Source organism: Thermanaerothrix sp. (genome assembly GCF_056331585.1).
The window spans coordinates 57,856-78,883 of sequence record NZ_JBWGPQ010000006.1; the positions used below are offsets into that span (position 1 = coordinate 57,856).

The window sequence follows — 21,028 nt, forward strand, 5'->3', positions numbered from 1 at the left end:
TCACGGTTCCTTCATCTGCTGGCGGACCTCATCGGGTGGAATGCGCAGAATGGTCACAGCCTCTTTAACAACATCATGGAAAACCGGCGCCGCAATGACCGACGCCCATGGGGAAGCGCTTGGCTTTTCCATCCAGATGTAGACGATAAACTGGGGGTCGTCTACCGGACCCCATCCTACGAATGACGCATTTGTAAGTGGGGACGTGTAACCTCGTTCGGTGGGGATGCTGGCCGTACCGGTCTTGCCGGCCAGGCGATATCCATCCACCAGAGCAGGTGAAGCCTCGTTCACCAAAGCGTTGACCAGCATCTCACTGAGCGTGCGTGCTGTCTCGGGTTTAATCGGCGCCGTCATTAATTTGGGTGAGACTTCTACCTGCTGACCATTGCGGATGTAGGCCTTAACAATGTGCGGTGCCATCATTTTGCCGTCATTTGCGATGGCTGAAATCGCGGTGATCATCTGAATCGGTGTTACCGAAATCCCTTGTCCGAAGGCATTGGTTCCGAGATCCACCTCGTGCCAATCGGTGTCTCCTGGGCGACGCATAGGATAAAACGCCTCATAGGCGATGTCAATGCCAGTTCGCCGTCCAATTCCAAAGGCTTCAAGATATTGATAAAAGCGAGTTGGCCCCATTTGGTTGGCGACCCAGGCTAAACAGGTGTTAATGGAGTGTTGTAGACATCCTGTCATGTCTTGTGTGCCCCACACCGTATAATCCCAGTTGTGGAGCGGAATCCCTCCGACTGTATAACTCCCAACGTCCAAGAAAGTTGTCTCGGGAGTTACAGCCCCGCTGTCTAATCCACCAGCCATCGTCAGCACTTTGAGCACCGAACCAGGTTCATAAACCTGAGAAATGGCGCGGTTAAAGGCAGGAATATTTATGATATCAGGGTATTCCCAATAACGATTCAGGTTGAAACGCGGTGTGCTGGTCATGGCCAAAATTTCGCCATTGCGTGGATTCATAACGATGATGGTAACAGCCTCAGCCCCACTGGACTCCCGCGCTTGATCAGCAATACGTTCAACCGCGGCTTGGAGTTCACGGTCTACGGTTAAGATTAAACTACTCCCCGGCGGAATCGTGGGTAGGTTGTCAATTTTGCGTGGGTCTTTGGGGATGCGTACCTGAATCGGGGTGCCAGCCAGCAGGCTGTCGTAATATTCTTCCACCCCCATGTGACCGCCACACCAATCGCCATCACGCTGGCATTCGGCCACATTTTCGGGGCGTTTAAGAAAGTTCACGAACCCCAAGATGTTTGAGGCTAAATCATTTTCCGGATAGTAACGCATCGGATGCGCAACCCAGTATAGTCCGGTCAGATTTAAAGGCGACCCCTTGTCTCTAGCCTCTTGGATCTTCTCTTTAAGTTGACGGATTTTCTCTGCCGGGACAAAATCCGCAATGGTGATAAACTCGGCTTTCCCTTTTTCATAGGGAGTTTCGGCGGCAACTTTAATCTCAGTATAACCAGGGCGTTCTAGGATTTCGGAAAGCGTCCTGGCAATAGTCTCTGCGCTTTTGGCATAATGGACTTCATCTAGGGCAACCCCTATTTCGTAAACTTCAACATTCCCGGCCAGTAGATTCCCCCAGCGATCAAAAATATCCCCACGCTCAGGGAAAAGGGTGCGTATTTCGTAGTTGTAGAGAGCCTCACCAATTTTAGGAAGTTCTTGAGCCCGGGCGTCGGTTTGCAGGCGAATAGTCTGCATAAGCGCCAAAACTCCCAGGAGTGAGAAAAGAATTCCTACGAGGTAAAAACGGAAGGTGGATATTGGATGAACCGGCGATGTAGTGCTCACGGCCTTAACCCCCGCCCTTTAATTCGCCATTGCAAGACTTCCTCTACCATCCAGTCCCATAATGACTGCTTGTACGCCGGCTTGATGAGGGATTCGGGTTTTGTGGATGCTGGAGGGGCGAGTTGGGCTTCTCGCCGCACCAGGGATGGATCTACGGCAATGTACAGCGCCTGGGACATGTCTGCGGGTTGAAAACCCAATTCACGGGCACGCTGAGCCATAACGCTAGCCGAGGTCAAACTGGCCAGTTCGGCACGTAGGGTAGCGATTTCCAGGGTTTGGGCTTCACGTGTTTTTTCTAGATACGTGATTTGATAGCCAACCTCGGTGGCTTGAGCGGAAACGGTGAGATAAATTCCGGCGATCAATGCGACCACGGCCAGGACGGCTAAGCCAGCGCCAATCCATTTCAATTGGGTGCGCCAGGGGGATTCGCGGTAGGCCTGGAGAAGGGTTTGATCCATCACGTTTATCTGTCCGCTCTCACTAAGGGTTTGATTAAGCCATCATGCAATACTCATGCCAGGTGGGAGTTTTTCTGCTACCCGTAACCGCGCGCTACGTGCCCGCGGATTTGCCTGAATTTCTTCAGGGCGGGGGCGAATGGGGTGACGGGTGATCTCCCGAAGGGTAGCCTGATGCCCACACGTGCACTGGGGCTGTTGGGGTGGGCAAAGGCACTGCGTGCTTTCGCGTCGGAAGAATTGTTTGACCAAACGATCTTCCAGCGAGTGGAAAGCGATGACTGCCAAGCGACCACCGGGAGCCAGGGCAGTTACTGCCTGCGGCAAAGCGGCTTCTAAGCGTTCTAACTCACGGTTGACGACAATCCGAAGCGCCTGAAAGGTCCGAGTGGCCGGATGAAAATCGTGGGAATACCGTTCCACGGCACGGCGGATCACCTCTGCCAGTTCGCGCGTGGAGGATATAGGACGGTTTTGGACAATGGCGTGTGCAATTCGACGCGCATGGCGTTCTTCACCATAACGCCAGATCACGTCGGCCAGTTCAACTTCAGAAAGGTTATTGACCAGATCGGACGCCGTGAGTGGATCGCTTGGGTCAAAGCGCATATCGAGCGGCCCATCATGGAGGAACGAGAACCCCCGCTCGGGCTGATCGAGTTGCATTGAGGAAACTCCAAGATCAAACAAGATTCCGTTCACGTGCTCCCATCCTATGGTATGCAATTGATCCTGCAGTGTGTCGTAAGCCGCTCGGATCAGAATAAAGCGTCCGGAGAAAACCGAAAGGCGCTGGCTTGCGAGTGCCAACGCCTGTGGATCTCGATCCAGCCCCAGAAGTCGTCCTTCTGGTGAACTGGCTTCTAGAATACCCCAGGCGTGCCCACCGGCCCCCACCGTTGCATCCACATACTTACCTGGGCTGCGTGGCATTAAGGCATGTAAGACTTCTTGGTAAAGTACGGGTTGATGCGGCAATGAAGCAGCCATGTTTCTCATCAACAAACCTTACAACGAAAGTTCTAGCGAGGTGAAGCGCTGAGCATTCGCTTCGGGATCCTGTAAAAGCTGGCGGTGTTCTTCCCAGCGCTCGTAGGACCAGATTTCAAAGTAATCCCCCATTCCGACGACCATTGCCCGCGAGGAGATTTCGGCGTCTTTGCGCAACCACTGGGGGATAAGGATGCGCCCCACGCGATCAATATCAACCCGTTCAGCATGGGAAAACAACAAACGCTTGAGCAGCCGCGCATTGGGGTCAGTAAGGCTCATTGTGCGTGCATGCTCAGCCAGTCGCTCGAAGACCTCGGCGGGCAGGACCATCAGGTTCTGGTCAAAACCCAGCGTTATATAGCCATTGGATCCCAGCAATTCCCGGAAACGCGCGGGGACCATGAGGCGACCCTTATCATCCACAACGTGCTCATGTTGTCCCAGGAACATTCGTTCTACATCCTTGATATATGGCGAGACGCCGGCTGACCGGCGTCCCACAAATTACCACTTGCCACCACTTTCTACCACAGTATAGCCGATTTAAGGGTGATTTGCAAGTAACTTACAAGACTGTAATCTTAAAAAATGCTGAGAATCGGCTTGAAATTGGGTCTTCATGGCAAGGGCTGGGAGGGAGGCAAGAGATTTATGAGATGTACCGGCGAGGGCAGAATTAGATCTGCACCGGCCCGATGAAGTTCGCGTTCGGTGCCGAAGCCGCACAGCACTCCCACCGCTTGGGCGCCAGCGGCTTTGGCCGCATGAATATCAGGAGGGGTGTCGCCCACCATCAAGCAGGCATGTGGATCAACTTTCATGGCTGCTGCTGCCCACAGAATGGGATCGGGAAAAGGCTTGGTATGGCGCGTGGTTTGGGCGGTTACCACCACACGGAAGAAATGGCTCAGGTGATGTTGCTCAAGGAAAGATTGAGTTGTAACTTCATCCCGTGAACTGACAATGGCTAAAGAGTAGTGATGCGTTAGTGCATGAAGAAGGACGGGAATCCCAGGGATCAGTTTGAACTTACGTCGTATCAATCGCTGTTTTCCACGCAGCCGCTGGTTTAACCATTGGATCGGACGGTCTAAGTCCAAGCGATCGAGAAGCGCGAAAAACCAGTTCCCTGGCGTTTCGCTGCTCATGACCAGCCAACGCGCCAGACGGTGCAGGCGGCGGGAAGGAAGAAAGAAGAAGTAGGGTTTGAGGACGGTTTCCAGTCCCCGTACCCATTCATCATCGGTATCGCTCAGGGTGCCATCTAGGTCAAAACAGATTGCATGGATGCGCGAAATATCAAGGGGCATCGTGATCTTATGGCTGAGGAATTAGGGTTTGAAACGCCTCTAGCGCGTCCGTTACAGCCTTGGCATCACTTCCGAGTATCCATATGGTGTGTGAATTTTCCCTGATCAAAATGCTTTGGCCTGCGGCGGATTCCTGCCAGCGGCTTGTGGTTGTTGTTGTCGAGAGCGGCTGGCCCCAGCGTTGAATGCCGTATTGTCGAAAAGCATTATAGAACTCCTTGGCGTCATTTTCGCTATCCCAGCGGATGTTAACTAGCAAAAGGGTTTCCTCATTCTGCGGGTTGCGCCAGACCTGATAAACATCCCCACCCCAGCCGGCGGCGGCTTGTGCCGCAATTTTTTCGTTCAGACGCCAGGCTTGCTTTTCGGCATAGGCAAGGATCAAGTAGAGGTACCATTCCCCAATTTCGCCCTCATCGTAAGGTTCATATCCGGTCAAGACGGGGCTTAAGTCTGGCACGTTGACCTCGAGAGGGGCATCGTTAGGGTATTTCTCGGGATGGAGGATCTGTTCCGTAGATAAAGGCGGGTGTTTGAAGGCGGCATTGATTGCATCCCAGCGCCCCTTCTGGTAGAGGTCAAGGACAAAATCCAACCCCTGACGGTAAGGGAAAAGAAAATCCTGTTGCAGGAATTCGGGTGTAGTATCGAACACGGGGCTTTGATAGTTTTGATAAAACTCTTGAATCTGCTTCCGATCTTCGGGGGTGGCGGCATTGAGTAACCAAAACTGTTCAGTAAGCGAAGCATCGCCTTCAATTAGGGATTGTACTGCGGCACAATATTCACTTTGTTGGTCACAAACCTCGTCAGTCATTTTGAGGCCGCCTTTAAAATCAAACGTTTGATCTTGTAGTGCGTGCGTGTATTCATGAGCATAAGTTGACCGCTGGGGACCGCGGAAGGCTTCGTCCTGAATGACGTACATAGTTTTGGTGTCATCATCATAAAAGCCGGCAATTTGCTCGGTGTAAAGATCACGCAATAACGAGTAAAGGTCAAAGTTGCGGGGAAGCAGACCAAATAGAGATAGGGTGGTGACGTCTTTTTCTACTTCTGCGGGTGTGTAATCTTTAAGGAAGTCATCAGTAACCTTTTGATGCAATTGACTGGTGGTAAGGAGCTCACGGCGCAGAGGGGTTCGAGGTTGCAATCCCCGGATGCGAGTCACTTGCTGTTCAATTTCGTCCATCTGTGCAGCGATGTCCGGGGGAAGTGATACCGTCGTGGGGGTGGTGGTTTCAGTGGTCGGCAAGCGTGAAGGTGGGCGCTGAGTGGGAAAGACTCGAGCTGTGTCTTGGGATAAAGTTTCCACTGTTGGGGTGGATGGGGTATTTACAGCACGCAATGTGATTAAGGCGACCGTTGCCAATGTCCCTATCCCAAGACAGGCGATCAGACCGATAAGCACAAAGGTTACAAAGATGTTACGCCGGGTTCGCATCATCAAAAATTTTCTACCTCAAAGCGATCATCAGTTTTGTTGTACAAAGCGCAGCGCATACTCGGCATCGGGGTAGCCCGGATGAGCCTTAAGTGCTGCTTCAAAAGCGGCAATGGCTTCATTTTTCTTCCCTTGCCGATACAATCCCCATCCCCGCCAGAGAAGGGCTTCTTCGGAATTTGGGGTGCGTTTGAGGGCGTACTCGGTAAGCGCCATCAGGTCTTCAATATGATTACTATGAAAATACGCAAAGAAAGGGCCAAATTGGTAGCGCAGCATCCGCTGCGGCAGGCCAAGGGTGCGTGCTTGGTCATAGGCTGTTGCGGCTTCGTCATAGCGTTCGAAGTAAACCAGATTAGTGCCTAGATTGAACCAGGCAAAAGCGTTAGCGGGTTGCTCCTGGGTTTCGCGCTGGGCAATTTCAAGGGCGTGTGTGCGGTTTGCGGTCACATCCCAATCTGCGCCTAAAAGGGTTTGGATGGTGCTCTCACTCTCGGGAGGAAAGACCAAGAAGTAGACGCGGTTAAAAGCCTGCCAGTTCTGGTCTAGACCAGTGTAGGGAATGAGACGGTTGGAGCCATAAAAAGAATCCTGAGCGATGAAGTAACCTTCCCCCTCGTCATAACCGGTTAGCAATAAATAATGCCCTGCCCAGCGGTCATCATTAGGCCAGTAGGATTCTTCCATCAAGTAACCCTCTTCAATCACTACTGGGAAACCGGCTGCAAGCAGGCGTTTCAGCAACATGATGTCGCCCCCAACGCGAAATTCGCTGCGTAGCCATCCAACGTAATTGCGGGTAAAATACAAAAGTTCTTCAATATTGACGTTGCGATCCTGAGGAATGGGTTTAATGATATTGGCAATGTCGGTTTGGTTGCCGTTCCAACCGTAATACCGCAAGAGCATAGTTAACGTAGCCGGGCCACAGTTATTGATGTCCTGTTTCTCGTATGGTGGAGGGGGCAATTCTACCCTTTGGGGCGGTGGCGTTGGCGTTGGAAACGTGGTTGGAGTCGGGCCAGGTGATGCAGATGTGACCTCTGGAGGGGTTGCAAGGGTGGGGGAAGCCGTAGGGGCTGGAGGCATAGTCCTCACCCTGGGTGTCGGGAGCGGATTAACTGGATCAACCACACCCCGCAGGTAAGTGGTGAAGATTTCATATCGCCAGATCAGTCGGGAACTAAAAGATGGTGAAAAGATATAAGCCCCCAGTAAAAAACCCAAGATCAAACCTCCTCCAATCCCAAACCACCAATGCCAACCACGGAGGTGACGAGAGTTTGTTGGATTTTTCGGCATGGAAGTTATTCTATCACGATTCGATAGTCACTTTGGGCTTATGATATAATACCTAAATAGTCTGATTTAGAATACAGAAGGTTAACCTTTGATATAATTGAAAAACTATGAAGTACTATATTTGGACCGAAGGTTGTCAAATGAACGTTGCTGACTCACAGCGGGTGGCAGCGGCTTTGGAACATTTGGGCTATGAGCCGACTGCTACCGCTAAAGAGGCAGATGTCATTGTGCTTAATACCTGTGTGGTGCGTCAGAGTGCCGAAGATAAAGCCTATGGGCGGTTAAATGCTCTCCGCCCGATCAAGAAACAGCGTCCTGAGGTGATCATTAACTTGATGGGGTGTTTGGTAGGGGTCAAGGGGAACCCGAAAGTTGCAGAACGCTTTCCCTTTGTGGATGTCTTTTCACCCCCCTCCGATCCGCGTCCGCTTTTGGCTTATTTGAGCCAGCGCTTGGGGCGGGAAATCGAATTAGAGGAAACCGAGCAACGCTTTGCTTGGATGGATGAAGAGGTTCCTCTGCCGCAGGAAGAGCGAGGCAAGGCTGTTTCGGCGTTTATCCCGGTGGTGTATGGGTGTTCGCATGCTTGCACGTTCTGCATTATTCCCTATCGCCGCGGGCCGGAACGCAGCCGTCCGCCCGAGGTCATCTTGGCCGAAGCCAGAGCCTTGGTGGCTCAAGGGGTAAAGGAAATAACCTTGCTGGGCCAGATTGTGGATCGCTATGGCAAGGATGAGCCTGAATTTCCCACTTTGAGTGGATTATTGCGGCGCCTGCACCAAGTTGAAGGTTTAGAACGGATTCGATTCCTCACCTCGCATCCCAACTGGATGACTGATGAACTTTTGGACACGGTGGCTGAGTTACCCAAAGTGATGCCGCATATTGAGGTGCCGGTTCAAGCCGGAGATGACGAGGTACTTGTCCGTATGCGCCGTGGTTACACGGCCGAGCAATACCGCCGATTGATTGAGCGCATTCGGGCCCGGATACCGGGGGTAGCCATTGCCACTGATATTATTGTGGGATTTCCGGGTGAGACTGAAACCCAATTCCAGCGCACGTATGACTTGCTGGCTGAGTTACGTTTGGATGTGGTTCACTTGGCGCGCTATTCTCCTCGCGAAGGCACCGTAGCGGCACGCAAAATGCCCGATGATGTCTCTGAAGAAGAAAAATGGCGGCGCTTTCGTCTGTTAGAAGAATTGCAAGAGCGCATTGCTGGCGAGATCAACCAGCAGTATGTGGGCAAAGAGGTGTTGGTGCTCTTTGAAGAGAAGGTGCGTCGGCGCTGGAAAGGGCGCACCGAGACCAATAAACTGGTCTTTGTCGAGAGCGAAGCCGACCTGCGAGGGCAAATCATTCCGGTGCGTATCACCTGGGCGGGGCCGTGGTCAATGTTGGGTGAAATTGCGGGCTCCACCGATTCTCAACGGGTTTCAGCCGAGACGCCGTTGCACGTTTGAGAATTTTATGACCAAACAGCATTATTCCCTGGCCGGCAGGGTGATCTTAATAAGCGGGGCGGCGCGCGGCCTGGGACGTGTATTAGCCCTGGCTTTAGCTCGAGCCGGCGCGATTTTGGCCCTCCATGACTTAAGCCCTATTCACCTGGAAGAAACGTATCACCAGGTACGGGAGTTAGGTGCTAAATGTCAATTGTATGTTGCGGATAGTGGCAAAGGGTTATCGGCGCGAATGTTGATTACAGAGGTTATGGAAGATTGGGGGCGTTTGGATGGCCTGATCAATAATCTGCATATTCACCCTGAAGCTGATCTTGCGCGCCTCGATGAGTGGGACTGGGAACGCACCCTTGAACTCAATCTAAGTGGGCCATTTTTATTGATGCAGAGTGCGATTGCCCCAATGTCGGCAGTGGGAGGGGGAAATATCCTTAATCTTATTGCCGAGATAGTGGCAGATAAAAATAATGGGATAAATGCGGCGTTTGCGGCCAGCCAATACGGATTGGCCGGTCTGACCCAAGCCACTGCAGGTGAACTTATGACATATAATATTTTTAGTTGCGCGCTTGAAATTGGACCGCTGGCAAAGATATTGGATGAAACTGCCTGGCAGAATGCAGAAGGTCAGAAGCAGGTGGCGTGGATCACTCGATGGATGGAGCGTCGAGAGAAGGTGCCACTAGGTGCGTGGCTAAGGCGCGCACAATTTGAGAGCCTGACGAGGACGGAATGATCGGTTTCCGAGATATTTTACGTGGGTTGCAGGCGCTGGAAATCGGCGCGCACCCGGTTATTGTCCATGCATCGCTTTCAGCGTTTGGGCTGGTCCGTGGGGGGGCGGAAACCGTTGTGGGTGCCTTATTGGCAACTTTCCCCGGCGTGATGGCTCCCACACATACATATAAAACCATGTTGATTCCCGAGGATGGACCGACCAATAACGGCATAACCTATGGGAGTGGTAAAGCCCAGAATGCCATGGCCGAGTTCTTTACCCTAGATATGCCTGCCGATCCATTGATGGGAGTTATTCCGGAAACGTTACGCCAGCATCCTCAAGCCAAGCGGTCGGGCCATCCCATTCTTTCGTTTGCAGGGGTAGGTGTAGAGAGCGCAATTAACGCGCAGGCTCTTGAGGAGCCCTTGGCGCCTATTCGGATGTTAATGGAACAAGGCGGATGGGTGTTGTTGCTTGGGGTTAACCATACCGTTAACACCAGCTTGCATTTGGCCGAACGGATGGCCGGCCGGCGTCAGTTTCTCCGTTGGGCCTTAACCCCTCAAGGCGTTGTGGCATGTCCGGGCTTTCCGGGGTGTTCTTTGGGTTTTGAACAGGCTGAGCCACTTTTACGTCCCCTCACGCGAGAGGTCAAAATTGGCGAAGCCATAATACGCGCCTTGCCTTTATCAGCAATGATTGAACGGGTGGTGGATCATCTGCGTCAGAACCCCTTAGACCTGCTTTGTGATCTGCCGGATTGTGAACGTTGCGAGGCGGTGCGGATGGAATTAGCGGCGACACATAGGTTAGGTTAGGTACTTAAGCCCACTACCGGTATTCAAAAGCAAAACGCGTTCTTTGGAATTTAGGAAGCTCTGTTCTTTGAGATGAAAGAGTGCCGCTACCGTCGCTGCGCCTTCGGGAGCTGCAAAGATGCCCTCGCTTGAAGCGAGCAACCTCTGGGCGCTCCGAATTTCGTCATCGCTGACCGCGATGGCTATTCCCTGAGAGTCGTAAAGAGTTTTGAGTACTAGGCGGTCACCAAAGGATTTGGGAACCCGAAGCCCTGACGCAATAGTTTGGGCATTCTCCCAAAAATCACAGTGATCCGCACGTGCCTGAAAAGCCCGGACAAATGGTGCACAACCTTGGGCTTGAACGGCAACCAGACGGGGCGGGGTGTCATCTTCCAGCCATCCCAGGATTTTTAACTCCTGGTAAGCTTTCCATAGTCCCACCAATCCGATGCCACCTCCTGCCGGGTAAACGATGACCTCAGGAAAGCGCCATCCAAAGGCTTGGGCGATCTCAAACCCCATTGTCTTTTTTCCCTCTAACCGATAAGGTTCCTTAAATGTAGAAACATCAAACCAACCCTGTTCTACCATACCGGCGGCCACTTGAGCAGCGTCACTGATTAAGCCAGAGATTAAGATGACCTCGGCCCCTGCGATTCGGGCTTCTTCGACATTTGCCCGCGGAGTATCAGAAGGCATTATCACTCGGGCTGCTACGCCGGCCCGTGCGGCATAGGCTGCCATGGCACCGCCGGCGTTCCCGGCAGTAGGGACAAGAACTTTTTCCAATCCTAATTCTCGGAGTTTTGACAGAGCAACGGCTTGACCTCGGGCTTTAAATGTACCGGTTGGGTTGAGGGCTTCGTCTTTTAGGAAGAGATGAGATAAGCCTAGATGGTCACTAAGGCGAGGGAGCGACAAGATCGGCGTATCCCCTTCACCGAGCGTAATTTGAAATCGCAGGTCGGTGATAGGTAATAATTCGTGCCAACGCCAAAGGCCACGTGGACGATGGGCAAATTGATCTCGATCAAGATGACCACGGGCCTTCTCAAGATCGTAGCAAGCGATCAGAGGCGCGTTGCAATGAGGACAGAACCGTTGTGGTTCGTGGGGTGAATAATGTTGTTGACACTTTGAGCAGATCAAATGGGTGAGTAAGGATGCAGACAGGGCCATATCAAGTATCCCAAGCGTGAAGCGAGATCAAGAGGTTAGTTAATTGTAGATGGATATATTGTAAAGCGTTTGAAATCGAGTAGATGACGTTTTATGCTATACTCAAAATTAACCATCTTTCATAACAAAATAACAAAGTGTGTTCTCTCGCCCAGGAGACAATTTTGTCCAACCTCAAAGGACGTGACATTATGGAGTCTCATCAAGAGCGGGCCTCGTTTGAGTTACTGCTTGAAATTAGTCGCGAACTCGCCTCTAGCCTGGATCTGGGCACGGTGTTAGCGCGGGTGCTGTTTCTTTCAACGCGCAATGTGGGCGCCGAGCGGGGAAGTCTGATCGCCTTGAATGAAACTGGCGAGCCGATTGAGGCTGCCATTGTTATTGAGAATGCCATCCACCGTCCCACAGTAGCGGAAATGCGGGAAGTCCTGGAATATGGGTTGGCTGGTTGGGTTGCGGCCTATCGCCAACCTGCATTAATCGGGGATACATCAAAGGATGAGCGGTGGGTACGGCGGGCAGATGACTGGGCAGAGACCAATCGGCGAAAATCCGCCATTTGCGTGCCCCTTTTAGCCCAGGATCAACTGGTTGGGGTTTTAACGCTGGTGCATGCTAAGCCCGGCTTTTTTACTCCGGATCATTTGAGATTGTTACAAACCATTGCCGATTTGGCCAGTTTGGCAGTCCGCAACGCACAGCTCTTTCATTCGGTGCAGGCTGCTCAACAGCGATATCGCGATTTATTTGACGATAGCATTGATCCCATTTTAATCACTACGCTAGAGGGAACAATCATTGAAGCTAATCGCCAGGCATCCACGATTAGCGGCCATGCTCTCCCTAATTTAGTGGGACAATCCCTTGATGTTTTTCATCCAGCCGATTGGGAAGCGGTGAGGCATTATCTGGCTCAGGGTGAATCATTTCAACCGGTTACCTATCAAGGAACGGCGCGGAGGCAAGACGGTCGTGAATTCCCGGTTGAGGTCTATGTGCGGCGAGTGGTTTTACAGGGGGAACCCTATTTGCAATGGACACTACGGGACATTTCTGAACGCAAGGCATTGGACGCTTTACGTGAAGACCTGGCGGCGATGATTTACCACGATTTGCGGTCGCCGTTGGCTAATATTATTTCTAGTTTGGATATTTTGAACTCACTTTTACCCTTAGAAAATATGCCGGCATTGAGGCCGGTGTTTCAAATTGTAATGCGCTCAACCGACCGTCTGCAAAGGTTAATCAGCTCTCTGTTGGATATTAATCGCCTCGAGGCAGGTCAGCCGATCACCAATCGCAAACCTGTTCATCCATTGGCGCTCGTTCAGGAAGCGCGCGAAGCGGTTCAACCTATGGTAGAGGGCAAGCAGCAAACCTTGATCGTTGAACTCCCCCAATCATTGCCCGTGGTATGGGTAGATGGGGAGATGATTCGGCGGGTGTTGATCAATTTGCTCGAAAACGCGATCAAGTACACTCCTACCAATGGCACCTTACGTGTTGGGGGTAGTGCGCAAGGTGAGTTTGTTCAACTATGGGTTCAGGATAATGGTCCGGGGATTGACCCGGCCTATCACGAGCTTATATTTGAGAAGTTTAGCCGTGTTCAGGGAGAGCGGTTCCCACGCGGGTTGGGTTTGGGGTTAGCATTTTGCCGTCTGGCCGTGCAGGCACATGGTGGTAAAATTTGGGTGGAAAGCGAAACCGGGAAGGGTAGTCGGTTTATTTTCACCCTCCCGGTTTACCGCGAACCTCAATCCACCTAAGCCAAGCACAGGGAAGATGATGCGGGAATTATTTCCTAACTTATATATTGAACAAGGATACCCGGGCGTCGTTTTAGGGGTGATTGTGCTGCCTCATGGATTGGTTCTCATTGACGCACCATTTCGTCCTGAAGATATTCGTTCCTGGCGATCAGCCTTGGTCAATTTAGGGGGAGGTGTTGAGCGTTTGCTGGTCAATCTGGATGCGCACATGGATCGTACTCTTGGCAGCCGAGCGATGGAATGTACGGTGATCGCGCATGAGGGAGTAGTTTCGGTTTTGCGAAATCGCCCCTCCACGCTTAAGGCGCAGGGGGTAGAAACCGGGGCAGAATGGGAGCTATATGAAAACCTGGGTAGTGTGCGTTGGTCACCCCCGGAAATTGCGTTTACTGAACACCTGAAGATTTTTTGGAATGAAGCACCGATTACCCTGGAATACCATCCAGGGCCTTCAAACGGTGCAATCTGGGTCAATGTGTTAGAACACAAAGTGGTGTTTGTGGGGGATGCGGTGGTTTTTCCTCAACCGCCGTTTCTGGCGCAGGCCAATATTCCCGAGTGGCTGCGCACGCTAGAGATTCTGGCGTCTCCGGAGTATCGAGATTATTTGATCGTTGGTGGGCGCACTGGGCTGGTGACCCAAAAAGAGGTTGAGAAGCAGGCCCAGGTCTTAAGAGAGATTCAGTTGCGTTTGGAGCATCTGGGGGTGGGGGCGGTTTCTGAGGCCGTCGTTGCCGAACTAGCGCGGGAACTAATTGAAAAATTTGAACCCATCGCGGAACGAGCTTCCCAATATGAGAATCGTCTAAAGTACGGGTTATGGCGGTATTACCTACGCCATTATCGCTCTTCTGAAGACACGGAAGAAGATTAAACCCTTGGAGGCTAACAGTATGCACGAGATGCCTTTTATGCCCCTAGTGGAATTGACGCGCGGGCCAATTGTTGAGTCGGTTCACTGGGGAGCGTTAGCCGTAGTGGATTCGCGAGGACGATTATTAGCCAGCCTGGGCGATCCCTACCTGGTGATGCATTTACGTTCCACGGCGAAACCCTTCCAACTCTTACCGTTGATCGAAGAAGGCGCGGTTGAGCGCTTTTCATTAACCCCTGAAGAGATTGCGATCATGTGTGCTTCGCATTCGGGGACTGATGAACATGTTCAGGTCATAGCCCACCTGCAAGCCAAATTGGGCATTGAAGAGAAGGAGTTGCAGTGCGGGGTGCATCCGCCTTTTCATGAGCCGACTTGGCAGGCCATGGTACAGCGCAACGAAGCCCCGACTCCCAATCGTCACAACTGTTCGGGAAAGCATACTAATATGCTGGCGCAGGCAGCTTTGCTTGAAGCCGGTCGTGAGGATTATCTCGATCCACAACATCCCGTGCAACAGCGCATTCTGCATACGCTGGCAGAGATGTGTAATATTTCCCCCGAAGATATACGCGTCGGTATTGATGGGTGTTCTGCACCGGTTTTTGCCCTGCCGCTTTATCATGCCGCCCTGGGATATGCTCGTTTATGTGATCCAGTGGAATTGTCGCCCCAACGCGCACAGGCATGCCGCACCATCACCTCTGCCATGACTAAGGCTCCGTTTATGGTGGCCGGGCCGGGGCGACTTGATACCTTGGTAATGGAAATAGGGGTGGGGAAGATAATCGCCAAAGGCGGAGCTGAGGGGTATCAGGGCATTGGACTAATGCCCGGTGCACTAGGGCCGGACAGCCCTGGCATCGGAATTACTTTCAAAATTGCAGACGGCGATCCGGGCGGGCGCGCGCGCCCAGTGGTGGCGATTGAAGTATTGCGCCAATTAGGTGTTTTGAATGAGGATCAGATTCAATCTCACTTAGCCGATTTAGCCCCGCGTCCTTTGAAAAATTGGCGCGGTCTAAGCGTGGGTGAGATTCGCCCGGCTTTTAAGTTGGAATGGCAACGGTCGGTTGGATTATAGGTAATGAGGTTGGAAGAACAGCCTGATCCCGTACTGAAAGCCAAAGCACAAAAGGTTTACGAGCGATTGGTGCAACACTTTGGTGAGCCGAACTGGCGTAAGTCACTCTCGCCTCTAGAGGAATTGGTCTCAACCATCCTGTCTCAAAACACCAATGATCGCAATCGTGACATGGCATTTGAGCGGTTGAAAGAGCGATTCCCAACCTGGGAAGCCGTGCGCGATGCCAGTCCAGAAGCGGTTATAGAGGCAATTCGCCCAGCTGGTTTAGCCAACCAGAAGGGGCCGCGTATCCAGACTTTGTTACGTCAGATCACTACCGAACGAGGATCGCTAGACCTTTCTTTTTTGGAAGGAATGTCTCCTCAGGAAGCCAAAGCATGGTTAATGCGCTTCAACGGTGTTGGGCCTAAAACAGCGGCTATCGTGCTTCAATTTTCTTTAGGCAAACCGTCGTTTCCGGTGGATACCCATATTTATCGCGTCAGTGGGCGCTTGGGGTTGCGCCCACAAAAGATGAGCGTGGAACAAGCGCATTCCTACTTGGCTGGCCTATTCCTTCCAGAGACCTATGGGACAGCCCATCTAAACCTGATTCGTCTGGGGCGTGAGATTTGTCTGGCACGTAAGCCGCGCTGTACCATTTGTCCCCTCAATGATCTCTGCGATGATTATCAGCAACGATTGCTAGCCTCATCGACATTACAAACTCGAAAAGATGAAGCAGGCACAAGTATAAAAAATTCACAGAATTGACAGACAAAGCTTAGCGATCAACTTGACAATGGTTTTGGCTTTTCTTTATAATTAAATCAGTTCTTGAATTAGAGACTTAATCACTTCCCCTAAAAATTGACTCAGTTTAGAGACCAGTGAGTACCCAGACTCAACCGTCTGGTTAGATGGGTTGTTTATTGCTTAGGAATTTCCCCGGTAGGATGGTGTGTTGGAACTTTCTGCTTCAATCCCCCTTGTTGTTGATACCGATGCCGGTGTAGATGATGCCTTTGCCTTGATGCTCGCTTTAGCGTCTTCTCGTGGGCATCTCTTAGCGATCACCACAGTGCATGGGAATGTGCCGGTCAGGCAAGCTACACAAAATGTGTGTTTGATCCAGGATGTGATGGGACGCGAGGTACCTGTGTACGAAGGCGCCTCGCGTCCGCTTTTAAGTGAGCCGTTAGATGCGGTGAGTATTATGGGGCCGGATGGGCTGGGTGGAGTAACCGCATGGATACAGCCCTCTATGCGCCAAAGGCGATCTAACCATGCTGCAATTGCCCTTACACAGTGGCTCCGTCACCGTCCTGGCTCAGCAGGTATTACCTTAGTAGCCTTAGGGCCGCTGACGAATCTGGCTTTGGCACTGGCGTTGCAACCCGATTTGCCGAAGTATGTCGAAAGATTGATCATTATGGGGGGAACATCCGAGGCAAGAGGGAATGCCTCGGCGGTGGCCGAGTTCAATTTTTTTGCCGACCCTGAGGCCGCCGCAAGGGTATTAATGGCAGGATTTAAAGAGGTGTGGCTTTTGCCTTGGGAGACATCTTTGCGTTATCCCATCCCATGGTCTGGTTTTGACGCCCTGCTTTTCCCTGAAAATCCGCGCACGCAGTTTGCGCGTCACATCACCGGTTATTTGCGTGAGCGCCTTCAAACCTTGGGTGCAGCGGGGTTAGTCTTGCCTGATTTCCTGGCAATGTTGGTCGCTCTCTATCCTGAAAGTATTCGAGAGAGTTTAGCAGTGCAGGCTAATGTAGAGGTAGAAGGACAGATTGGGCGTGGTTTGCTGGCGATCTCGTGGTATCAAACGTCGGCAGAACCCAATCTTCATCTTGTGACTCACGTGGATGTGGGGCGCGGTATGGAGGTTCTGCGTTCTGTTCTGGCCGGCAGAGAGTGAGAGGAGGTGGTTTTAGCGATTTGATGCGAATGGTTGATTAATGCAAAAAGGCATGAAACTCACTTGTTACCCACTTATTAATTCCAGGAGGTTGAGAACATGAAGTCAAAACTGTTCATTTTGGTCTATGTGTTGGTGGTAACGGCCCTGATTCTGGCAGCTTGTGCACCACAGCAGGGAGTTACCCAGGCTCCACCTGAAGAGAAGAAACTTCGTGTAGTTAACCTGATTAACGGTGTTTTAGGTGATAAATCCTTCTTCGATTCGGCGAACCGCGGGATGGAGATGGCGAAGAAGGACTTTGGTATCGAGGTCAAGACCATAGAAGCCGGGATTGATCCTGCAAAATGGAAGCCGGCACTTGAGGATGCTGCCGCCAATGAAGAGTATGATATCCTCATTGTTGGTACATTCCAGATGTCAGAATTTCTACAAGAGGTGGCGCCGAAGTATCCTGAAAAGAAGTTCATCATTTACGATGTTTCGGTGGATTACAGCAAATGTGATTGCAAGAACGTCTATTCGGTGACCTATAAGCAGAATGAAGGCTCCTACTTGGCCGGTCTCTACGCTGGCTTGATGTCTCAGTCAAAGATCGTGGGTGTTATCGGGGGGCAGGATATCCCGGTGATTAATGACTTCATCGTGGGGTATAAGCAGGGTGCTAAGGATGCCGGCGTTTCGGAGCAGAATGTGATTGTTCAGTATGCGGGTGGATGGAACGATCCGGCGAAGGGGAAAGAGATTGCCCTGGCTATGTACCAGCAGGGTGCAGATATCGTTTTCAACGTTGCGGGTGGCACCGGTGTGGGTATCTTCCAGGCGGCTCAGGAAGTTAACAAATATGCCATCGGCGTGGATTCCGACCAGGCATTGATCATTGAAACAACTAACCCCGAACAAGCCAAGCACATTCTCACCTCAATGATGAAAAACGTGGATAAAAGCCTTTATCGGGCGATCAAACTATATCTCGAAGGCAAATTGCCTTTCGGGCAGGCGGAAGCTCTGGGGATTGCCGAAGGCGGTGTAGGGCTGGCTAAGAATAAATACTATGAAGAAATGACCCCAGCTGACGTCAAGGCAAAAATTGATCAGGCTGAAAAGGACATTCTAGAAGGCAAGATTGTGGTGGATACCGTTTTCAAATAAGTAACGCTTAGGTGGGGGTACGAGTCTTTCGTACCCCCAATTCTCTTGATAGAGGAATAGTTTGGGAGGTGGCATGGCGGCACTGGTTGAGATGGATCAGATTGTCAAGATCTATCCCAATGGGGTGGTGGCGAATGATGGTGTAGCTTTCTCGGTGGAACGGGGTGAGATTCACGCCCTGGTGGGAGAAAATGGGGCGGGTAAGACTACCTTGATGAAAATCCTCTATGGCGAAGAACGTCCAACAGCAGGGGTGATCCGAATCAACGGTAAACCGGTGCGTTTTCATTCTCCACAGGATGCCATTCGGGCTGGGATTGGCATGGTGCACCAAAATTTCATGCAGGTTCCCTCCTTGACCGTGGCTGAGAACGTCGTTCTGGGCAAAGAACCGACCCGGCAGGGGCTATTAGACCGCAAAGCGGCCATCCGAATCACTGAAGATTTATCACGTCAGTACGGCTTGAAGGTGGATCCGGAAGCCACGATTGACAGCGTCAATGTTGGGATGCGTCAACGGGTGGAGATACTCAAAATTTTGTATCGCGGTGCGGAAATCCTAATCCTGGACGAACCAACCGCTGTATTAACGCCGCAAGAAACTACTGAATTGTTCAAGTCCATCCGGGCTTTGGTCAAGCAAGGCAAGACGGTTATCTTCATTACCCACAAGTTGCGTGAAGTCAAAGAAATTTCAGACCGGGTGACTGTGATGCGCGGGGGACGGGTTATGGGAACATTACTCACAAGTGAGGCAACCCGAGAAGGTCTGGCTCGCATGATGGTAGGACGAGATGTATTTTTAGAGGTCTCTAAGTCACCCCGCGAACGAGGCCCGAAGGTGTTAGAAGTACGTGATCTGACCTATGTTTCTGAAACCGGGCGATATGCACTGCGTGGTTTGTCATTCAATGTTTATGCGGGTGAGATTTTAGGCGTGGCGGGGGTAGAGGGCAATGGTCAAACCGAATTGGTGGAGGTGCTGACCGGTTTGCGCCCCGCTACCGGGGGTGAGGCGAAAGTAATGGGTGTGCCCATCCTTAATCGCTCTCCCCGAGCAGTAAGACTCGCAGGGGTGGCACATATTCCGGAGGACCGTTTGACCAATGGTTTAGCGCTGGAAGCGACCATTAATGAAAATTTGATTGTAGATCGCTATTTTCGTCCCCCATTTCGGCGGGGAATGTTTATAGTCAACCAGGTGGTCCGACAACACGGACAAAACCTAATTGAGACTTTTGACATTCGTACACCGAGCGGAGATGTGGCGGTGGCGTCATTATCAGGTGGCAACATGCAGAAGGTCATTCTGGCGCGCGAGTTTTCCAGCCAGCCCCAATTGTTGATTGCGGCTCAGCCAACCCGCGGTGTAGATGTGGGTGCTACGGAGTTCATTCGTCAGCAATTGGTGGAACAGCGCAACCGCGGCACAGCGGTTTTACTGGTCTCTGCCGATTTAGCCGAGGTGATGAGTCTCTCGGATCGATTGGTTGTAATGTACGAAGGACAAATTACAGGGGTCTTTCCTGATGCCTCAAAAGCCACTGAGGAAGACATCGGGTATTACATGTTAGGCGTTAAACGGCAATCTCCAGAAGAAATGGAGGCCTATCTATGAACTTGTTACGAAAGTCAGCGGTGCGGGAATTCCTGCGCATTGTGATTGCCGTTTCTGCGGCTTTGATTTTGGGGTTCGTTATAACACTTTTGGTCTCTAAGCAACCATTAGAGGCCTACCGCGCCTTTCTGCTGGGGCCGTTATCGCGCTTTAACCGCTTTGGGGATTGGATTGAGGAATCCATCACCCTGACTTTGGTCGGGTTGGCCGTTGCACTGGTCTTCAAATCCAAGCAGTTCAGTCTCGGGGCCGAGGGGCAGATCCTGCTGGGAGCGTTGGTTTCCGGATCTATTGCGCTCTTTGTGCCCTTGCCGGGGTATCTGCGTGTTCCATTGGGACTTTTGGCAGCCATGGTGGTTGGATTCTTATGGGGATACCTACCGGGTTACCTCAAGGCCCATCTTAATGCGAATGAAATTGTCTCAACCCTGATGCTGAACACAATTGCGCTTAAAATCTATGACTATTTTCTGATTTTTCATATCAAACCCCCCAATGCGGGTTATAACGCATCAGAAACCTTTACCAAAGACGGAATTTTGCCCTCGTTCGTTCCGGCATTGCCCTTTCTGGCCGATATTCGGGCTCGTTTCATGAGCCAGACCAACATCTCGATCATGTTGTATCTGGCAATTATTGGCTTTCTGGTAGCCTATTATCTGATGTACCGCACACCGTTTGGCTATGAATTACGCATGATCGGCGCCAATATAAAGTTTGCCCATTACGGTGGCATTAACGTCAAGCGTACAATCGTTCTGGCGTTCGCCGTGAGCGGAATTTTTGCTGGTCTGGCAGGGGCACATCTTGCGATGGGCATACACACCAAATTGATCCAGAATATCTCGCTAGGCATTGGGTTTGAGGGGATTGTGGTCGCGCTGATGGCACGTAACAACCCGCTTTTTGTCCCGCTTTCAGCCTTAGCCTATGGGTACCTACGCGCCGGTGCGGACATCATGGAACGCAGTTCCGATGTCTCGCGCGAAATGGTGTTGGTGATTCAAGCCCTGATTATCCTTTTGGTCACCGCGGAGCGGGTATTGCCCGTCATTCAACAGCGGGTCGCGGCACGGCGCAATGCTCAGCCAGCCCCATCCCTGGCGGAAGGAGGGGAGTAGA

19 protein-coding genes are annotated in these 21,028 nt (G+C 51.7%); 11 read left to right on the plus strand and 8 right to left on the minus strand.

What is annotated here, in order from left to right; genetic code table 11:
* The 7 genes from AC01YT_RS03940 to AC01YT_RS03970 form a co-directional block, all read right to left on the minus strand.
* On the minus strand, positions 1–1,731 hold the full coding sequence (locus AC01YT_RS03940; RefSeq protein WP_476672903.1) for a peptidoglycan D,D-transpeptidase FtsI family protein: 1,731 nt from the start codon (positions 1,729–1,731) through the stop codon (positions 1–3).
* 86 nt (positions 1,732–1,817) lie between these two features.
* Complete coding sequence (locus AC01YT_RS03945; protein WP_424911727.1) at positions 1,818–2,285, minus strand: hypothetical protein; 468 nt, start codon at positions 2,283–2,285, stop codon at positions 1,818–1,820.
* A gap of 42 nt (positions 2,286–2,327) precedes the next feature.
* Positions 2,328–3,275 (minus strand): 16S rRNA (cytosine(1402)-N(4))-methyltransferase RsmH, encoded by a 948-nt coding sequence (gene rsmH, locus AC01YT_RS03950; RefSeq protein WP_424911726.1) that lies wholly within the window; start codon positions 3,273–3,275, stop codon positions 2,328–2,330.
* 18 nt (positions 3,276–3,293) lie between these two features.
* Positions 3,294–3,779: a division/cell wall cluster transcriptional repressor MraZ gene (gene mraZ / locus AC01YT_RS03955; RefSeq protein ID WP_476672904.1), complete on the minus strand. Its 486-nt coding sequence runs from the start codon at positions 3,777–3,779 to the stop codon at positions 3,294–3,296.
* 116 nt (positions 3,780–3,895) lie between these two features.
* On the minus strand, positions 3,896–4,588 hold the full coding sequence (locus tag AC01YT_RS03960; RefSeq protein ID WP_476672905.1) for an HAD family hydrolase: 693 nt from the start codon (positions 4,586–4,588) through the stop codon (positions 3,896–3,898).
* A gap of 7 nt (positions 4,589–4,595) precedes the next feature.
* Positions 4,596–6,038 (minus strand): hypothetical protein, encoded by a 1,443-nt coding sequence (locus AC01YT_RS03965; protein WP_476672906.1) that lies wholly within the window; start codon positions 6,036–6,038, stop codon positions 4,596–4,598.
* A 24-nt stretch (positions 6,039–6,062) separates the two neighbouring features.
* Positions 6,063–7,121: a C39 family peptidase gene (locus AC01YT_RS03970; RefSeq protein ID WP_476672907.1), complete on the minus strand. Its 1,059-nt coding sequence runs from the start codon at positions 7,119–7,121 to the stop codon at positions 6,063–6,065.
* 320 nt (positions 7,122–7,441) lie between these two features.
* On the opposite strand from AC01YT_RS03970, the gene miaB reads away from it, so the two are divergent.
* From miaB to AC01YT_RS03985, 3 genes are read left to right on the plus strand one after another with little or no spacing between them, the layout of a single operon-like run.
* On the plus strand, positions 7,442–8,803 hold the full coding sequence (gene miaB / locus AC01YT_RS03975) for a tRNA (N6-isopentenyl adenosine(37)-C2)-methylthiotransferase MiaB (protein WP_476672908.1): 1,362 nt from the start codon (positions 7,442–7,444) through the stop codon (positions 8,801–8,803).
* 7 nt (positions 8,804–8,810) lie between these two features.
* On the plus strand, positions 8,811–9,539 hold the full coding sequence (locus AC01YT_RS03980) for an SDR family NAD(P)-dependent oxidoreductase (RefSeq protein ID WP_476672909.1): 729 nt from the start codon (positions 8,811–8,813) through the stop codon (positions 9,537–9,539).
* Positions 9,536–10,342: an AAC(3) family N-acetyltransferase gene (locus AC01YT_RS03985; RefSeq protein ID WP_476672910.1), complete on the plus strand. Its 807-nt coding sequence runs from the start codon at positions 9,536–9,538 to the stop codon at positions 10,340–10,342. The genes AC01YT_RS03980 and AC01YT_RS03985 overlap by 4 nt, the downstream gene beginning before the upstream one ends.
* Here AC01YT_RS03985 and AC01YT_RS03990 read toward each other — a convergent pair.
* Positions 10,334–11,503 carry a threonine synthase gene (locus AC01YT_RS03990; RefSeq protein ID WP_476672911.1) on the minus strand — a complete coding sequence of 390 codons (1,170 nt, stop codon included), beginning with the start codon at positions 11,501–11,503 and terminating at the stop codon, positions 10,334–10,336. The two genes, AC01YT_RS03985 and AC01YT_RS03990, sit on opposite strands and share 9 nt — an antisense overlap.
* Positions 11,504–11,694: 191 nt before the next feature.
* Here AC01YT_RS03990 and AC01YT_RS03995 point away from each other — a divergent pair, with 191 nt between their 5' ends.
* From AC01YT_RS03995 to AC01YT_RS04030, 8 genes are all read left to right on the plus strand, one after another.
* Positions 11,695–13,272, plus strand: coding sequence for an ATP-binding protein (locus tag AC01YT_RS03995; RefSeq protein WP_476672912.1), 1,578 nt, complete (start codon positions 11,695–11,697; stop codon positions 13,270–13,272).
* 16 nt (positions 13,273–13,288) lie between these two features.
* On the plus strand, positions 13,289–14,149 hold the full coding sequence (locus AC01YT_RS04000; RefSeq protein ID WP_476672913.1) for an MBL fold metallo-hydrolase: 861 nt from the start codon (positions 13,289–13,291) through the stop codon (positions 14,147–14,149).
* Between the two features lie 19 nt (positions 14,150–14,168).
* On the plus strand, positions 14,169–15,233 hold the full coding sequence (locus AC01YT_RS04005; protein WP_476672914.1) for an asparaginase: 1,065 nt from the start codon (positions 14,169–14,171) through the stop codon (positions 15,231–15,233).
* A gap of 3 nt (positions 15,234–15,236) precedes the next feature.
* Positions 15,237–15,989 carry an endonuclease III domain-containing protein gene (locus AC01YT_RS04010; protein ID WP_476672915.1) on the plus strand — a complete coding sequence of 251 codons (753 nt, stop codon included), beginning with the start codon at positions 15,237–15,239 and terminating at the stop codon, positions 15,987–15,989.
* Positions 15,990–16,179: 190 nt separating this feature from the next.
* Entirely contained in the window at positions 16,180–17,136 is a 957-nt protein-coding gene (locus AC01YT_RS04015) for a nucleoside hydrolase (RefSeq protein ID WP_476672916.1), read from the plus strand.
* A 99-nt stretch (positions 17,137–17,235) separates the two neighbouring features.
* On the plus strand, positions 17,236–18,288 hold the full coding sequence (locus AC01YT_RS04020; protein ID WP_476672917.1) for a BMP family lipoprotein: 1,053 nt from the start codon (positions 17,236–17,238) through the stop codon (positions 18,286–18,288).
* Between the two features lie 73 nt (positions 18,289–18,361).
* Positions 18,362–19,906, plus strand: coding sequence for an ABC transporter ATP-binding protein (locus AC01YT_RS04025; RefSeq protein ID WP_476672918.1), 1,545 nt, complete (start codon positions 18,362–18,364; stop codon positions 19,904–19,906).
* Positions 19,903–21,027 (plus strand): ABC transporter permease, encoded by a 1,125-nt coding sequence (locus AC01YT_RS04030; RefSeq protein WP_476672919.1) that lies wholly within the window; start codon positions 19,903–19,905, stop codon positions 21,025–21,027. The genes AC01YT_RS04025 and AC01YT_RS04030 overlap by 4 nt, the downstream gene beginning before the upstream one ends.
* Position 21,028 lies beyond the last annotated feature (1 nt).

Coding starts and splice junctions, on each gene's coding strand:
- AC01YT_RS04010 (WP_476672915.1), top strand. CDS start 15,237: ATGAGGTTGGAAGAACAGCCTGATCCCGTACTGAAAGCCAAAGCACAA.
- AC01YT_RS03980 (WP_476672909.1), top strand. CDS start 8,811: ATGACCAAACAGCATTATTCCCTGGCCGGCAGGGTGATCTTAATAAGC.
- AC01YT_RS03995 (WP_476672912.1), top strand. CDS start 11,695: ATGGAGTCTCATCAAGAGCGGGCCTCGTTTGAGTTACTGCTTGAAATT.
- AC01YT_RS04020 (WP_476672917.1), top strand. CDS start 17,236: ATGAAGTCAAAACTGTTCATTTTGGTCTATGTGTTGGTGGTAACGGCC.
- AC01YT_RS04000 (WP_476672913.1), top strand. CDS start 13,289: ATGATGCGGGAATTATTTCCTAACTTATATATTGAACAAGGATACCCG.
- AC01YT_RS03970 (WP_476672907.1), bottom strand. CDS start 7,121: ATGCCTCCAGCCCCTACGGCTTCCCCCACCCTTGCAACCCCTCCAGAG.
- AC01YT_RS04005 (WP_476672914.1), top strand. CDS start 14,169: ATGCACGAGATGCCTTTTATGCCCCTAGTGGAATTGACGCGCGGGCCA.
- miaB (WP_476672908.1), top strand. CDS start 7,442: ATGAAGTACTATATTTGGACCGAAGGTTGTCAAATGAACGTTGCTGAC.
- AC01YT_RS03985 (WP_476672910.1), top strand. CDS start 9,536: ATGATCGGTTTCCGAGATATTTTACGTGGGTTGCAGGCGCTGGAAATC.
- AC01YT_RS04030 (WP_476672919.1), top strand. CDS start 19,903: ATGAACTTGTTACGAAAGTCAGCGGTGCGGGAATTCCTGCGCATTGTG.
- AC01YT_RS04025 (WP_476672918.1), top strand. CDS start 18,362: ATGGCGGCACTGGTTGAGATGGATCAGATTGTCAAGATCTATCCCAAT.
- AC01YT_RS03940 (WP_476672903.1), bottom strand. CDS start 1,731: ATGCAGACTATTCGCCTGCAAACCGACGCCCGGGCTCAAGAACTTCCT.
- AC01YT_RS03945 (WP_424911727.1), bottom strand. CDS start 2,285: ATGGATCAAACCCTTCTCCAGGCCTACCGCGAATCCCCCTGGCGCACC.
- AC01YT_RS03990 (WP_476672911.1), bottom strand. CDS start 11,503: ATGGCCCTGTCTGCATCCTTACTCACCCATTTGATCTGCTCAAAGTGT.
- AC01YT_RS03960 (WP_476672905.1), bottom strand. CDS start 4,588: ATGCCCCTTGATATTTCGCGCATCCATGCAATCTGTTTTGACCTAGAT.
- rsmH (WP_424911726.1), bottom strand. CDS start 3,275: ATGGCTGCTTCATTGCCGCATCAACCCGTACTTTACCAAGAAGTCTTA.